The organism is Labrys sp. E2SS-1L (assembly GCF_057073705.1).
This window is the reverse complement of record NZ_CP172714.1, coordinates 301,903-315,571: the sequence shown is the minus strand read 5'-3', so window position 1 is coordinate 315,571 and position 13,669 is coordinate 301,903. Positions and strand designations below refer to the sequence as shown.

General features: G+C 65.6%; 14 protein-coding genes. 9 read left to right on the top strand and 5 right to left on the bottom strand.

The genetic code is table 11. From position 1 onward, the window contains the following. Window positions 1-4: 4 nt before the first annotated feature. The 3 genes from ACIGJE_RS34380 to ACIGJE_RS34370 all read right to left on the bottom strand — a co-directional run bounded on the left by ACIGJE_RS34380 (window position 5) and on the right by ACIGJE_RS34370 (window position 3,259). On the bottom strand, window positions 5-574 hold the full coding sequence (locus tag ACIGJE_RS34380) for an AAA family ATPase (protein ID WP_483681241.1): 570 nt from the start codon (window positions 572-574) through the stop codon (window positions 5-7). Between the two features lie 359 nt (window positions 575-933). Next, complete coding sequence (gene ctlX, locus ACIGJE_RS34375) at window positions 934-1,866, bottom strand: citrulline utilization hydrolase CtlX (RefSeq protein WP_483681239.1); 933 nt, start codon at window positions 1,864-1,866, stop codon at window positions 934-936. A gap of 343 nt (window positions 1,867-2,209) precedes the next feature. After that, window positions 2,210-3,259, bottom strand: a complete 1,050-nt coding sequence (locus tag ACIGJE_RS34370; protein WP_483681237.1) for an ornithine cyclodeaminase — start codon at window positions 3,257-3,259, stop codon at window positions 2,210-2,212. A gap of 122 nt (window positions 3,260-3,381) precedes the next feature. Here ACIGJE_RS34370 and ACIGJE_RS34365 point away from each other — a divergent pair, with 122 nt between their 5' ends. From ACIGJE_RS34365 to ACIGJE_RS34355, 3 genes are all read left to right on the top strand, one after another. After that, window positions 3,382-3,840, top strand: a complete 459-nt coding sequence (locus ACIGJE_RS34365; RefSeq protein ID WP_311940477.1) for an Lrp/AsnC family transcriptional regulator — start codon at window positions 3,382-3,384, stop codon at window positions 3,838-3,840. Window positions 3,841-4,116: 276 nt separating this feature from the next. Further along, window positions 4,117-4,569: a (2Fe-2S)-binding protein gene (locus ACIGJE_RS34360; RefSeq protein WP_483681234.1), complete on the top strand. Its 453-nt coding sequence runs from the start codon at window positions 4,117-4,119 to the stop codon at window positions 4,567-4,569. 14 nt (window positions 4,570-4,583) lie between these two features. Beyond that, window positions 4,584-6,761 (top strand): xanthine dehydrogenase family protein molybdopterin-binding subunit, encoded by a 2,178-nt coding sequence (locus tag ACIGJE_RS34355; protein ID WP_483681233.1) that lies wholly within the window; start codon window positions 4,584-4,586, stop codon window positions 6,759-6,761. A gap of 221 nt (window positions 6,762-6,982) precedes the next feature. On the opposite strand, the gene ACIGJE_RS34350 is transcribed toward ACIGJE_RS34355, so the two are convergent. After that, window positions 6,983-8,146 (bottom strand): NAD(P)-binding domain-containing protein, encoded by a 1,164-nt coding sequence (locus tag ACIGJE_RS34350; protein WP_483681231.1) that lies wholly within the window; start codon window positions 8,144-8,146, stop codon window positions 6,983-6,985. A 127-nt stretch (window positions 8,147-8,273) separates the two neighbouring features. On the opposite strand from ACIGJE_RS34350, the gene ACIGJE_RS34345 reads away from it, so the two are divergent. Further along, window positions 8,274-8,942 (top strand): helix-turn-helix transcriptional regulator, encoded by a 669-nt coding sequence (locus tag ACIGJE_RS34345; protein ID WP_415084125.1) that lies wholly within the window; start codon window positions 8,274-8,276, stop codon window positions 8,940-8,942. 189 nt (window positions 8,943-9,131) lie between these two features. Further along, the gene (locus tag ACIGJE_RS34340) at window positions 9,132-10,442 is read left to right on the top strand and encodes an MFS transporter (RefSeq protein ID WP_415084127.1); all 1,311 of its coding nucleotides are present in this window, start codon (window positions 9,132-9,134) and stop codon (window positions 10,440-10,442) included. An 82-nt stretch (window positions 10,443-10,524) separates the two neighbouring features. Here the strand turns inward: ACIGJE_RS34340 and ACIGJE_RS34335 are convergent, their stop codons facing one another. After that, window positions 10,525-10,911 carry a c-type cytochrome gene (locus ACIGJE_RS34335; RefSeq protein ID WP_068289025.1) on the bottom strand — a complete coding sequence of 129 codons (387 nt, stop codon included), beginning with the start codon at window positions 10,909-10,911 and terminating at the stop codon, window positions 10,525-10,527. A 134-nt stretch (window positions 10,912-11,045) separates the two neighbouring features. Between ACIGJE_RS34335 and ACIGJE_RS34330 the strand changes: the two genes are divergently transcribed. From ACIGJE_RS34330 to ACIGJE_RS34315, 4 genes are read left to right on the top strand one after another with little or no spacing between them, the layout of a single operon-like run. After that, a complete protein-coding gene (locus tag ACIGJE_RS34330) occupies window positions 11,046-11,216 on the top strand; it encodes a hypothetical protein (protein WP_415084129.1) in 171 nt (56 codons plus the stop codon). Further along, window positions 11,213-12,199 (top strand): ABC transporter substrate-binding protein, encoded by a 987-nt coding sequence (locus tag ACIGJE_RS34325; protein WP_311940492.1) that lies wholly within the window; start codon window positions 11,213-11,215, stop codon window positions 12,197-12,199. The genes ACIGJE_RS34330 and ACIGJE_RS34325 overlap by 4 nt, the downstream gene beginning before the upstream one ends. After that, window positions 12,184-12,969, top strand: coding sequence for an ABC transporter permease (locus tag ACIGJE_RS34320; protein WP_415084131.1), 786 nt, complete (start codon window positions 12,184-12,186; stop codon window positions 12,967-12,969). The genes ACIGJE_RS34325 and ACIGJE_RS34320 overlap by 16 nt, the downstream gene beginning before the upstream one ends. Then, window positions 12,938-13,669, top strand: coding sequence for an ABC transporter ATP-binding protein (locus ACIGJE_RS34315; protein ID WP_311940496.1), 732 nt, complete (start codon window positions 12,938-12,940; stop codon window positions 13,667-13,669). The genes ACIGJE_RS34320 and ACIGJE_RS34315 overlap by 32 nt, the downstream gene beginning before the upstream one ends.

Sequence of the window (13,669 nt, the reverse complement as noted above, 5' to 3'; positions counted from 1 at the left end):
CAATTTAGAGAATCCTCTTCGTAATCTCTACGACGGCAGCGTCTATTGCGGTAGGTTGTGAAGCGTCCAATACGATTGATTGCAAGCCGAGTTCCGTGATAATCGCTGGAATTTTCAGCGCTACCTCAGCTCGCATCTCGGGCGTTTCGTGGTTTGCAGTGGTTCTGGCAAACGCAGCTGAAATCTGCAGCTCGATGACAAAGTCAAGTCGTGTAGCAGCAAGTAACGCGACCTCTTCCAGGGCGAGCAATTGTTCAACGGTTGTAGTATTAAGCACGCGGGTGTACGCTAGTGCATCAACGATGCAACGGTCCAGTAAAACGAGCGGAGCATCGGCCACACGCTCTCTCCTCAGATGCTCATGAAAGATTGCGAAGATCGTCTCCGATGTTGAGGCTGCTCCCACCGGCACGCCTTTAGCACGGACAACGTCTCCAAGCCCCGACTGCAAACTCAAATTGATGAGGTGCTTGTCGCGAAGCTCACCCAGCAACTGACGACAAAAGGTGGATTTGCCTACCCCTTGTGCGCCAGTTACCGCGACAAACACAGGCTTTCTGGTCTTTGACATCATGTGACCATCCTCCACGCCAGCGAATGGATGCCTTATGTCAAGGTCTATAGCAAGCTAAAGAGAGCTTCCATCACATGATCTTCTACTGAGATCGATCCACAAAGCTTAGGTCATAGTTCTGGAGGAAGTTATCAATAGTAGTATGAGACGCTCCGCTTATCACCGCATTAGACCCCGATCAAGTCAGGGGCCCCGTCTGGGAACAACAAGATGGCTACCTGTGTAATGAATGTCTGCTAGCTTCTCGCGGGCGCCAGAAACCGACAGTCCGTTCCCCGCCCCATTTAGGATATTTGCTTAACCCTGTATCCGTAACAGCTCCTGGAGCCAACAGGCCATCGGAAGCTCTGAAAAGCCTCTCACCCCCTCGGCGTCAGATGCACCCCCGCCAGCGTACACCGCACCGAGCCCCCCGCGCGTTCGATGGTGGGGATGTCGAGCGCGACGCAAATGGCGCTTTGCTCGATGATCTCGCGCTGCTCGGGCGTCAGGGCTGCCAGCGCCGTGGTCGAGAGGGCGAGGAGGCGGTCGTCCTTGCCCTGCAATTCGATTGCGTTGCCGGCAAAGTTCTCGATCTGGCGGTTGCTCAGGGCCAGCACGTCGCGGCCGGAGCGTTCGAGGCGGGCGACGATCTCGGCCTTGCGGGCGGCGTCGACGATCATGTCGAGGCCGATCAGCACGAAATCGGTGGCGATGCACATCAGGACATTGGTGTGGTAGATGGCGGCGCCCCCGCCGTCGCGGGCGTCGAAGGCCATCGGCTCGAAGTTGAAATGGGTGCAGAAGCGCTCGAGGGCGATCGGGTCGGTGCGGTCGGAGCGCACGGCATAGGCGACGCGGTCGATATGGTCGAGCACCATGGCGCCGGTGCCTTCCAGGAACAGGCCGTCGGGCTCCAGGCCCGAATAGTCGATGACCTCCTGCACGCGGTAATCGGTCTTCAGCATCTCGATGACGTCGGCCCGGCGCTCGCGCCGCCGGCTCGGCGCCTTCATCGGATAGAGCGCGACATGGCCGCCGGCATGGGTGGAGAACCAGTTGTTGGGAAACACCGAATCCGGGGTTGTCCGGCCTTCGTCCTCGAAGAGGTGCACGGTGACGCCGTGGGCCGCCAGGGTCTCGGCCGCCCTGGTGATCTCGGCATGGGCGAGCGGGGCGAGATCTTCGCCGCCTGTGCCGGCGACCTGGAAATGATTGTCGGCGGCCGTCTCGGTGTTGACGGTGAAGTGGTGCGGGCGAACCATCACCACGGCGGAGGGGGCCTGGACGGAGAAGGCGGGGCGCTTGGACATGGGGGCTCCGGGGGCTATCGCGTTGGTTCGGGTGGTGCGGTGGGATAGGGGGGCAGGTTGGGTTTTGGGGCGATTGCGCATGGGCTGTGCTGCCCCTCACCCTTACCCTCTCCCCGCAAGGGCGGGGCGAGGGGACTTCGACGGCATGCTCATCAGGAACGGTCTCATCTCGCCCAACCGTCGGGCGAGATGGGAGGCCTGAGAATGAAGTCGCGACGCCTGCGCCTCCTCGCCCCGTTCTCACGGGGAGAGGGTAAGGGTGAGGGGCAGCGCGACCTTCGTTGGACAAACGCCAAGCCGTGACGGCCCGCAGCAAAGCAGCCGACCGTCTATCTCTGGCCCCTCAGCGGGCGCGCTGCAGCATGCCGTAGAGGTCGCGCGGATCGTCGGGATCGGCGATCATGTCGAGTTCCTGGTAGAAATCGGTGCCGACGATCTGGGCGCGCAGATAGCGCAGGGCCGAGAAGTCCTCGATGGCGAAGCCGACGCTGTCGAACAGGGTGATCTGGCGCTCGTCGCGCCGGCCCGGCACCTGGCCGGTGACGACCTGCCAGAGCTCGGTGATCGGGTAGGAGCGGTCCATCTGCTGGATCTCGCCCTCGATCCAGGTCTGCGGCGGATATTCCACGAAGCAGTCGGCGCGCAGGAGGATGTCCTTGTGCAGCTCGGTCTTGCCGGGGCAGTCGCCGCCGATGGCATTGATGTGGATGCCGGGGCCGACCATGTTGTCGGTGAGGATGGTGGCGAACTGCTTGTCGGCGGTGCAGGTGGTGACGATGGCGGCGCCCTCGATCGCCTGCTGCGAGGAGGTGCAGGGGATGACGGTGAGGCCGCTGCCCTGAAGGTTGCGGGCGGTCTTCTCGGTGGCCCGGGGATCGATGTCATAGAGCCTGACGGTGTCGATGCCGCACACCGCCTTCATGGCGAGGGCCTGGAACTCGGCCTGGGCGCCATTGCCGATCATCGCCATCACCTTCCCACCCTTGGGCGCGAGGTGACGGGCGGCCATGGCCGAGGTCGCCGCGGTGCGCAGCGCCGTCAGCAGCGTCATCTCGGTCAGGAGCACCGGATAGCCGGTGGCGACATCGGCGAGCAGGCCGAAGGCGGTGACGGTCTGCAGGCCCTCGGCGGTGTTCTTGGGGTGTCCGTTGACATATTTGAAGCCGTAGATGGTGCCGTCCGAAGTCGGCATCAGCTCGATCACGCCGTCGCGCGAATGGCTGGCGACGCGGGGGGTCTTGTCGAAGCTCTCCCAGCGGCCGAAATCCTCCTCGATCAGGTCGGTGAGTTCGGCCAGCACCCGCTCGATGCCGAGATGGTGGACGAGGCGCATCATGTTCTCGACGCTGACGAAAGGCACCATCGCCTTCTGCGAGGGCAGGGGAGCGGTCATCGAAAAATCCCTGAACGGTCACTGTTGGCCTTAGCCTAGGCCGTCCGGATGTTCACCGAAATCGCAATCCTGTGCTAGAATTGTCAGTTCATTGAACAGATTGCCAGGTCGGGTTGTAAAAAATGTCAGTGACGGGGCGGGATGCCGAAACGGTCAAATATATTCCCGATGCGCTGGATCGCGGCATCATCGCGCATCTGCGCAGCGATGGCCGGGCCTCGCTCTCCAAGCTCGCCGATGCGCTGGGCGTGGCGCGCGGCACGGTGCAGAACCGGCTCGACCGCCTGATCGAGACGGGCACGCTGCTCGGCTTCACCGCCCGCGTCCGCGAGGATTACGACATGAACGCCGTGCATGCGGTGATGATGATCGAGGTGGTCGGCAAGTCGACCACGCAGGTCATCCGCAAGCTGCGCGGCCTGCCGGAGGTGCACACGCTGCACACCACCAACGGCAATTGGGACCTGGTCGCCAACATCCGCGCTGCGAGTCTGGCCGAATTCGACCGCGTGCTGCGCGAGGTCCGGCTGATCGACGGGGTGTCGAACAGCGAGACGAGTCTGCTGCTGAGCAGTGTGTGAGGGATGGCTGCGGGCTGTCGTGGTTGCCGCGGTACCCCGACAGAACAAGGCGCACCCAGCCTTCCCCACTTCGTGGAGAAGGCAGGTCGCATGATACTCGGCGAGGTTGCGCTCCCTGACGGCGGGAGATGACAGGGCCGATCCACCCGCCATGCGGGTGCCGCGAGGTTCACACCGGCTTGTGATTGATTGAGCTCTTGCTCCCGCCGTCCTAGGCTGATTGTCTGGAACGACTCCAAGGAGGGGATATGCCCTTCCGACTCGCGGGAGACTGCCATGGCCTATACCATCAAGATCAACGGGACCGCCCACACCATCGATGCCGATGGCGACACGCCGCTTTTATGGGTGCTGCGTGACATTCTAGGCATGACCGGCACCAAGTTCGGCTGCGGCGCCGCCCTCTGCGGCGCTTGCACCGTGCATGTCGAAGGCACGGCGACGCGTTCCTGCATCACGCCGCTGGAAAGCGTCGGCGAGAGCGCCGTCACCACCATCGAGGCGATCGGCGAGACGGCGCAGGGCAAGGCCCTGCAGCAGGCCTGGCTCGATCTCGAAGTGGTGCAGTGCGGCTATTGCCAGTCCGGCCAGCTGATGTCGGCCGCGGCCCTGCTCGCCGCTACGCCCAAGCCCAGCGACGAGGACATCGATGCCGCCATGTCCGGCAATGTCTGCCGCTGCGGCACCTATCAGCGTATCCGCGCCGCCATCCATCACGCTGCCGCTTGAGGGAGGAAGGGATCATGCCCGACGGTACCGATACACGTTCACACCTCGATCGCCGCGCCTTCCTGAAGGCGGGAGCCGCCATCGGCGGCGGCTTCGTTCTCACCCTCGCTCTGCCGCCGCTGGCCGGATCGCCGGTCGCCGCGGCCGAGGCCAAGGATTTCGCGCCCAACGCCTTCATCCGCATCGACAGGCAGGGCCTGGTGACGCTGGTGATGCCGATGGTCGAGATGGGGCAGGGCGTCTACACCGCCCAGGCCATGCTGCTGGCCGAGGAGCTGGAAGTCGGCCTCCACCAGGTCAAGCTCGAACATGCCCCGCCCGACGACAAGCTCTATGGCAATGCCCTGCTCGGCAGCCAGGCCACCGGCGGCTCCACCACCATACGCGCCTTCTGGCAGCCCCTGCGGCAGGCCGGCGCGGCCGCCCGCACCATGCTGGTCGCCGCCGCCGCCAAGCGTTGGAACGTCGATGCCGCCAAGCTGACGGCCCGCGACGGCGCCGTGCTCAATCCGGCCAGCAATGCCACGCTCGGCTATGGCGAACTGGCCGACGAGGCCGCGACCATGCCGGTGCCCGCCCCCGAGAGCCTCAAGCTCAAGGACCCCAAGGACTTCAAGCTCCTGGGCACCCCGGCCAAGCGGCTGGATACGCCGGACAAGGTGGTCGGCAAGGCCGAGTTCGGTATCGACGTCAAGCTGCCGGGCATGAAGGTCGCCGCCATCGCCATCTCGCCGGTGTTCGGCGGCAAGCCCAAATCCGTGGACGACAAGGCGGTGCTGGCCGTCAAGGGCGTCAGGCAGGTGGTCAAGACCGACGATGCCGTCGCCGTGGTCGCCGACCATATGGGCGCGGCCAAGAAGGGCCTCGCCGCCGCCAACATCACCTGGGACGACGGGCCGAACGCCAAGGTCGACAGCGCTGAGATCATCAGCCAGCTCACCGAGGCCTCCAAGCAGCCGGGGGCGGTGGCGCGCAACGAGGGCGACACCGCCAAGGCGCTCGCCGGCGCGGCCACGAAGCTCGAAGCCATCTACCAGGTGCCCTTCCTCGCCCATGCCGCCATGGAGCCGATGAACTGCACCGTGCATGTGCGCAAGGATGGCTGCGAGGTCTGGGTCGGCACGCAGGTGCCCACCATGGCCCAGGCGATCGCCGCCGAGATCACCGGCCTGCCCAAGGACAAGGTCAAGGTCTACAACCACCTGATCGGCGGCGGCTTCGGGCGCCGGCTGGAGGCGGACGGCGTGGCGCGCGCCGTCAAGGTGGCCCAGCAGGTGGACGGGCCGGTGAAGGTCATCTGGAGCCGCGAGGAGGACATCCAGCACGACATGTACCGGCCCTATTATTTCGACCGGATGTCGGCCGGGCTCGACGCCGCGGGCAAGCCGGTGGCCTGGACCCATCGCATTTCCGGCTCCTCCATCCTGGCCCGCTATTTCCCGCCGGCCTTCAAGGACGGCATCGATTCCGATGCGGTGGAAGCGGCGGCCGAGCCGCCCTATGCCCTGCCCAACATCCATGTCGACTATGTCCGGGTCGAGCCGCCGGGCATCCCGACCTCCTGGTGGCGCGGCGTCGGGCCGACGCACAATGTCTTCGTGGTCGAGAGCTTCATGGACGAGCTGGCCGCCGCCGCCAAGGCGGACCCGGTCGCCTATCGCAAGGACCTGCTCGCCCATAATCCGCGGGCGCTCGGCGTGCTGACGCTGGCGGCGGAGAAGGCGGGCTGGGGCCAGCCTCTGCCCAAGGGGCGCGGGCGCGGCATCAGCGTGCAGTTCGCCTTCGGCAGCTTCATGTCGATGGTGGCCGAGGTGGAGACGGCGGCCGACGGCACGCTCAAGGTGCATCGCCTCGTCTGCGCCGTCGATTGCGGCCTGCAGGTCAATCCGGACACCATCGCCGCGCAGGTCGAGGGCGGCGCAATCTTCGGCCTCACGGCGGCGCTGCACGGGGCCATCACCCTGAAGGACGGCCGGGTGGAGCAGGGCAATTTCGACACCTATCTGCCCATGCGCATCGACGAGGTGCCGGTGGTGGAAACGCACCTGGTCAAGAGCGCCGAGGCCCCCGGCGGCATCGGGGAGACGGCGACGGTCGCGGTCGGCCCGGCCGTCGCCAACGCCGTCTTCGCCGCCACCGGCAAGCGCGTGCGCACTTTGCCGATCGACACGGATGCGCTGAAGACCGGGTGAGGACCCACAGGCGTTCGCGCCAGGGGAAGGGCGCGACGCTGGCCGCCCCTTCTCCCCGTCCTCACGGGGAGAAGGTAAGGATGAGGGGCAGCGCGACCTCTTATATTGAACACTTTGCGTAGCCCCTCACCCCTACCCTCTCCCCGTAAACGGGGCGAGGGGGCGCGTACGTGGCGTTAGTTCGGCAGGTCCGTCATCTCGCCCGGCCCTTGAGTCGATACCTACAGGGTTACCCCACCGCCGATCCCCAGCGTCGCCGTCAGCTCACGGGCGGCCGCGGCGCCGGCGCGGTTGGCGCCGATGGTCGAGGCCGAGGGGCCGTAGCCGACGAGATGGATGCGCGGATCGCGGGCGACCTGCGTCGCCAGGCGGCCGGCCATCACGATGCCGCCATCGTCCTCGCGGATCTGCAGCGGCGCCAGGTGGTCGAGCGAGGAGCGAAAGCCGGTGCACCACAGGATGACGTCGACCTTTTCTTCGCTGCCGTCGGCCCAGCGCACGCCCTCGGGCGTGATCGTGCTGAACATCGGCCGGCGCGCCAGCACGCCCCGCTCGCGCGCGGCCCGCAGGGCCGGGGTGAGGGGCAGGCCGGTGACCGAGACGATCGAGCCGGGCACGAGGCCGCGCCGCACTCGGTCCTCGACGAGGGCGACGGCAGCCCGCCCGTCCTCGGGCGTGAACGGCCTGTCGCGGAACTCAGGCTCGCGGCGGGTCACCCAGATCGTCTGCGTCACGCGCGAGATCTCGTCGAGGATCTGCACGGCCGAGATGCCGCCGCCGACCACGAGGACGCGCTGGCCGGCGAACGCCTCGGCGGTCCGGTAGTCGCGGGTGTGGAGTTGCCGCCCCCCGAAACTCTCCCGGCCGGGATAGTCGGGAATATAGGGCGTCTCCCAGGTGCCGGTCGCGTTGATCAGGCCGCGGGCCGAAAAGGTCTCCCTATCAGTCTCAACCCGGAAGCGGCCGGCGCGCGCGCACACCACCTTGACCGTCACCGGCCGATAGATCGGCAGCTCGAATTTGCGCTCATAGGCCTGGTAATAGCGCGGCACCGCCTCCGCCGCCGGCACCTCGGTGAGGCCGGGATCGATGACGTCGGCAAAGGCCATGCCGGGCAAATCGTGCACGCGGTTGACGGTGCTCAGCGTCAAGGACGGCCAGCGATATTGCCAGGCACCGCCGGGCGCGGGCGCCTTGTCGAGCACCAGGAAACCGCGCCCCGCCGGCAGGCCGAGCTCGTGCAAATGATAGGCGCTCGACAGCCCGGCCTGGCCGGCGCCGATCACGACGATGTCCACCTTGTAGGCGAGGTGGAGGTCCCGCGCGGTTGCCGGATCTGCGGGGGGCGGAGCGGTCTTCGCTCCCTCTTCATCATGCTGAGCCATGCTGCGAGAGTGGCGGCCGGGTTGCTGGAATTCAAGAGGGCGGCGACGGGGCCATCGCGCGATTGCATCCCGCCGTCCGCAACCGTATAAAGCAAGTACATGCTTTGAATATAGACTGCAGAGGGTCATGTCGACGCCGGAGCTGGAAAATTCGAGCCTGCAGGGACGGTCCGGGCCCGATCGCCTGCTGTTCCTCCTGAAGACGAAGGGGCAGCAGACGGCGGCCGAGCTCGGCAAGGCGATCGGCACGACCGGCGAGAACGCCCGGCAGCAATTGATCAAGCTCGCCGCCGAAGGCCTGGTCGAGACCGAATCGGTGGCTCGGGGCGTCGGCCGGCCCTCGCAGTTCTGGCGGCTGACGGCGCAGGGGCATGGCCGCTTTCCCGACGCCCATGCCGAGCTGACCGTCGGCCTGCTGCGCAACATCCGTGACCTGCTCGGGCCCGAAGCGCTCGAGCGCCTGATCGCGGCGCGCGAGGAGGAGATGCGCGCGGCCTACCGCGCCGAGCTCGGCCGGGTGGAGGGAACCGAGGCCCGCATCGCCGCGCTTGCCGGGATTCGCACCCGCGAAGGCTATATGGCCGAGCAGCGCCCCGCCGAGGATGGCGAGGGCTGGCTCCTCATCGAGAACCACTGCCCGATCTGTGCGGCGGCCACGGCCTGCCAGGGCTTCTGCCGTTCGGAACTGGCGATTTTCCGCGAAATGCTCGGGCCACGTTGCTCGGTTGAGCGAACCGAGCATATTGTCCACGGCGCCCGGCGCTGCGCCTACCGCATCCGGGAAGAAGCGCCGTAGCGGGCGGGCGCCGGCGCATTTTGTGATTTGACGGAATCAGCGGGAACCGCAAGGTCGCGTCAGAACAAGGCGTTGGGGTGAGAGCGTTCCGTCGTGAACGCGCTTGCCGCCGGCGTCGGAAAGGCGGTGTGCCGGCTCGGCGAACGAGGCCGGTCGCAAGCATCCGCCAGCAAAGGGGAGGATTGCCCGATGAGCGCCATGGCGGAGCGGGACGGGCAGGCGATCGAGGCGTCGACGGTGCGTGCCGTATCCTGGCGCCTGCTGCCGTTCCTGATGCTGGCCTATCTCCTGGCCTATCTCGACCGCGTCAATCTCGGCTTTGCCGCCCTGACCATGAACGACGAGCTGAAATTCTCGCCCCTGGTGTTCAGCTGGGGCGCCGGCATCTTCTTCATCGGCTATTTTCTGTTCGAAGTGCCGAGCAACGTCATCCTGCACAAGGTCGGTGCCAGCCGCTGGATCGCCCGCATCATGGTGACCTGGGGCATCGTCTCGGCGCTGATGGCACTGGTCGCCGGTCCCGTCAGCTTCTATGTGCTGCGCTTCCTGCTCGGCGTGGCCGAGGCCGGCTTCTTTCCCGGCATCATCCTCTATCTGACCTACTGGTATCCGGCCAAATACCGCGCCCGCATCCTCGCCGCCTTTGCCGTGGCGGTGCCGGTATCGACCGTAATCGGCGCCCCGATTTCAGGCTATCTGCTTGGCCTGGACGGCGTCGGCGGTCTCAAGGGCTGGCAATGGCTGTTCATTCTGGAGGGCCTGCCGGCAGCCCTGCTCGGCATCGTGACCTGGTTCTATCTCACCGACCGTCCGGCGTCGGCGGCCTGGCTGAGCCCCGAGCAGAAGCGCTGGCTTTCCGATCGCCTGGCGCGCGAGGAGGGCGCGAGGAAGGCCGCACACCATATGAGCCTGCGTCAGGCGCTGGCCTCGCCCAGGGTCCTGGTGCTGAGCCTGGTCTATTTCGGCTTCGTCGGGGCGCTCTATGGCATGCAGTTCTGGCTGCCGCAGATCGTGAAGGCCTTCGGCCTCAGCAACATCCAGACCGGCTTCGTCACCGCGATACCCTATGTGTTCGGCTCGGTCGCCATGGTGCTGTGGGCGCAGCATTCGGACCGCACCCGCGAAAGGGTCTGGCATGTCGCGCTGCCGTTGTTCCTGATCGCGCTATCCCTGGCCGCGGCCAGCGCGTTGAGCGATCCCGTGCTGACGATGATCGCCCTGACGGTGGCGGCCATCGGCGTGTTCTGCACCTTCTCGCTGTTCTGGACCCTGCCGACCGCCTTCCTGAGCGGCGCATCGGCGGCGGGCGGCATCGCCCTGATCAATTCGATCGGCAATCTCGCCGGCTTCGGCGGACCCTATCTGATCGGCTGGTTCAAGGACCAGACGGGAGGCACCGCCATGGGGCTTCTGGCCCTGTCGCTGCTGCCGCTGGTCTCGGCCCTGCTGGTCCTGGGCCTGGGGCATGATTCCAAGACGGAATTCGCTGCTGCCGAATGACGGCTGCGCGACCGGCGGGCGGGGCTGGACCCCATCCGCCTGTCGCGTTTTCAGTCTAGGTGTGCAGTGGTTGCCGCTCCCCTCAAGGTGCCTTCTTGCCGCTGGCGTCGAACTGCTTGAGATAGGCGATGACATTGGCGATGTCGTCGGGCTTCGACAGGCCGACAAAGGCCATCTTGTTGCCGGGCACCTTCTGTTTTGGGCTCTTAAGATATTCTGAGAGAGTGTCCTCTGCCCAGGTCAGGCCGGCACTCTTCATTGCTGGTGAATAGGTATAAGTTTCTACCGATCCGGATTTACGGCCGATTATTCCATTCAACTCAGGGCCTACGGCATTCTTGGCTGTCTCTCCAACCTGGTGGCAAACTTTACACTTGATGAATACTTTTTCGCCGAGCGCTGCATCTTGTGCGAGTGCAGCGCTCGATATCAGGATAGAGGCAAGAATTCCGACGGCGACCTGTCGCATTTTCTCTCCCTTTCGGCCATTCATCCGAAGTCATCGAAGATTAAGCTTAATTTCTGCTTATTTTGTTCTTCACATGTCGTGTTGTGTTGTGAATCAGTCTAGGCGCAACGTAAAGTGACTGGACAGCATGAAGAATGATGATCACACTCCTTGTCAAGAATAGATATTATCTGCACAAGGAGGATGCGTGCTTGATGTCCGGCGATTTCGGCTCGCTCCCGGTTCGGCAGCGGCAGCCTTTTCAGAAACAATTTGATGGGGTTGGTCGCGTCGTGGCGGGTTTCGACGGCGGTTTGCCGCAATGATGAAACGGCGACAATTTCTCGCGCTTGCGGGCGCCGGTCTGGGGGGAGGACTTCTTGGCTCTGCCGGAACGGCCTGGGCGCAACTGCCGCCGTTGCGCGTGGGTGTTCTATCCTTCGGTACGGTCGAGTGGGAGCTCGCTGCCATCCGGGCACTCGGCCTGGACGAGGCGGCGGGCTTGAGGATCGATCCCTTGAAGCTCGCCTCCAACGATGCGGCGCGCATCGCCTTTCTCGGGGATGCCGTCGACAGCATCGTCTCGGATCTGCTCTGGGCGGCGCGCATGCGCGGCGAGGGACGTGACATCGTGTTCCTGCCCTTCTCGGCCTCGGAGGGGGCGGTGATGCGGGCGCCGGGATCGACGATCGCCACGGTCGCCGACCTTGCCGGCAAGCGCATCGGCGTGGCCGGCGGGGCGCTCGACAAGAGCTGGATCCTGCTGCAGGCCTATGCCCGGCACCAGGCCGGCATCGACCTGGCCAAGGTGGCCGAGCCGGTGTTCGGGGCGCCTCCCTTGCTGAGCATGAAGCTGGAACAGGGCGAACTCGATGCGGCACTGCTCTATTGGAATTTCTGCGCGCGTCTCGAAGCCAAGGGCTTCAAGCGCCTGATCGGCGCCGACGAGGTCGCGCGCTCCTTCGGCGTCGAGGGGCCGATCTCCTTCATCGGCTATGTCTTCAAACGGGGCGACGAGCAACATGACAAGCGCATCGCCGCCTTTGCCGCCGCCTCCAGGCAGGCCAAGCAGGCCCTGGCGAGCCAGGAGGCGATCTGGGCGCAGCTCCGACCCCTGATGCAGGCCGATGACGAGGCGACCTATAACGTGCTCAGGCGTACCTTCCTTGCCGGCATTCCCAACCGGGCGATCGCCGATGAACGGGCCGATGCTGCCAAGCTCTACGCCAAGCTGGCCGAACTCGGCGGCGAGAAGCTGGTCGGCAAGACCGCCACCCTTCCGGAGGGGCTCTATTGGGCCGGACACTGACAGATTGGAGCAGTGGACGCCTAGCCGGCCTCACGGCCCGGTTGGTCTCGCTGCTTGCCCTGCTGGCGATCTGGGAGGTCGCGGCCAGGCTGGCCAACGGCCCGCTGCTGCCCTCGCCCGCGGCGGTGCTCGCCTTCATCGTCGCGGAGACCCGGCGCGGCGACATGGTCGCCAATATCGGCATCACGCTGTGGCGGGTTGCCGGCGCCTTCGGCGTGGCGATGCTGATCGGCAGCGTCATCGGCATCGTCCTCGGCCGCTGGCACCGGGCCAACGCAGCCTTCGATGTCTGGCTCCTGGTGCTGCTCAACATGCCGGCCCTGGTGATCGCCGTGCTGTGCTACATCTGGCTCGGCCTGACGGAAGCTGCGGCAGTGACGGCGGTCGCCCTCAACAAGGTCCCCAATGTCATCGTGGTGCTGCGTGAGGGCACGCGGGCCCTCGATCGCGATCTCGAGGAGATGGCCCATGTCTATCGCTTTCCGGCCGGAACCTGGCTGCGCCATGTCCTGATGCCGCAGCTGGCGCCCTACATCGCTGCGGCCGCGCGTTCGGGCCTGGCCCTGGTCTGGAAGATCGTGCTGGTGGTCGAATTGCTCGGCCGCTCGTCGGGGGTCGGCTACGCGATTTCACTTTATTTCCAGCTTTCGGATGTCACGGCGGTGCTGGGTTATGCTCTCGCTTTCACCTGCGTCATGCTCGCTATCGAATTCCTCCTGCTGCAGCCCCTTGAGAAGCATGCCCGACGCTGGCGCCCCGCTCTTGCTTGACCTCAGCATCGCCAGCAAGATCTATCGCGATGATCGCGGCAGGGCCGTGGAAGCCGTCAGGGGGCTCGACCTTTCGCTGGCCGTGGGCGAATTCACCTGCCTGATCGGGCCTTCAGGCTGCGGCAAGACCACGGCCCTGAAGATCCTGCTCGGGCTCGATCGTGATTTCGAGGGCAGGGTGGAGCCCGACATCACGGCGCTGACGGTCGGGGTGACCTTCCAGGAGCCGCGCTTGCTGCCTTGGCGGACGGTGGAACAGAATGTCCGCATCGCCTTGCCGCCGTCGCAGCGCCGGCGTGACCTCGACGCTCTGTTCGGGCGGCTCGGCCTCTCCGAGTGGCGCGCACATTATCCGCATGCGCTGTCGCTCGGCCTGCAGCGGCGCGTCGCGCTGGCTCGCGCCCTGGCGCTGGAGCCGCAATTGCTGGTGCTGGACGAGCCCTTCGTATCGCTCGACGACAAGGCCGCGCTGGAATTGCGCGCCTGCCTGCTGGCAGAAGTCGCCGACCATCGCATCACGGTTCTGATGGTAACCCACAATGTGCGCGAGGCGATCGGCCTGGCCGATCGGCTGCTGTTTCTGAGCCCCCGTCCCACCCGCATCCTCCATGAGGTCGCGATCGTGGAAGCGCGCCAGGACCGGCATTCGACCTGGATCGAAACGCGGCACCGGGAATTTGCCGAGCGCTTCGGCTTGTAA

Coding starts and splice junctions, on each gene's coding strand:
- ACIGJE_RS34380 (WP_483681241.1), bottom strand. CDS start 574: ATGATGTCAAAGACCAGAAAGCCTGTGTTTGTCGCGGTAACTGGCGCA.
- ctlX (WP_483681239.1), bottom strand. CDS start 1,866: ATGTCCAAGCGCCCCGCCTTCTCCGTCCAGGCCCCCTCCGCCGTGGTG.
- ACIGJE_RS34370 (WP_483681237.1), bottom strand. CDS start 3,259: ATGACCGCTCCCCTGCCCTCGCAGAAGGCGATGGTGCCTTTCGTCAGC.
- ACIGJE_RS34365 (WP_311940477.1), top strand. CDS start 3,382: ATGTCAGTGACGGGGCGGGATGCCGAAACGGTCAAATATATTCCCGAT.
- ACIGJE_RS34360 (WP_483681234.1), top strand. CDS start 4,117: ATGGCCTATACCATCAAGATCAACGGGACCGCCCACACCATCGATGCC.
- ACIGJE_RS34355 (WP_483681233.1), top strand. CDS start 4,584: ATGCCCGACGGTACCGATACACGTTCACACCTCGATCGCCGCGCCTTC.
- ACIGJE_RS34350 (WP_483681231.1), bottom strand. CDS start 8,146: ATGGCTCAGCATGATGAAGAGGGAGCGAAGACCGCTCCGCCCCCCGCA.
- ACIGJE_RS34345 (WP_415084125.1), top strand. CDS start 8,274: ATGTCGACGCCGGAGCTGGAAAATTCGAGCCTGCAGGGACGGTCCGGG.
- ACIGJE_RS34340 (WP_415084127.1), top strand. CDS start 9,132: ATGAGCGCCATGGCGGAGCGGGACGGGCAGGCGATCGAGGCGTCGACG.
- ACIGJE_RS34335 (WP_068289025.1), bottom strand. CDS start 10,911: ATGCGACAGGTCGCCGTCGGAATTCTTGCCTCTATCCTGATATCGAGC.
- ACIGJE_RS34330 (WP_415084129.1), top strand. CDS start 11,046: ATGATGATCACACTCCTTGTCAAGAATAGATATTATCTGCACAAGGAG.
- ACIGJE_RS34325 (WP_311940492.1), top strand. CDS start 11,213: ATGATGAAACGGCGACAATTTCTCGCGCTTGCGGGCGCCGGTCTGGGG.
- ACIGJE_RS34315 (WP_311940496.1), top strand. CDS start 12,938: ATGCCCGACGCTGGCGCCCCGCTCTTGCTTGACCTCAGCATCGCCAGC.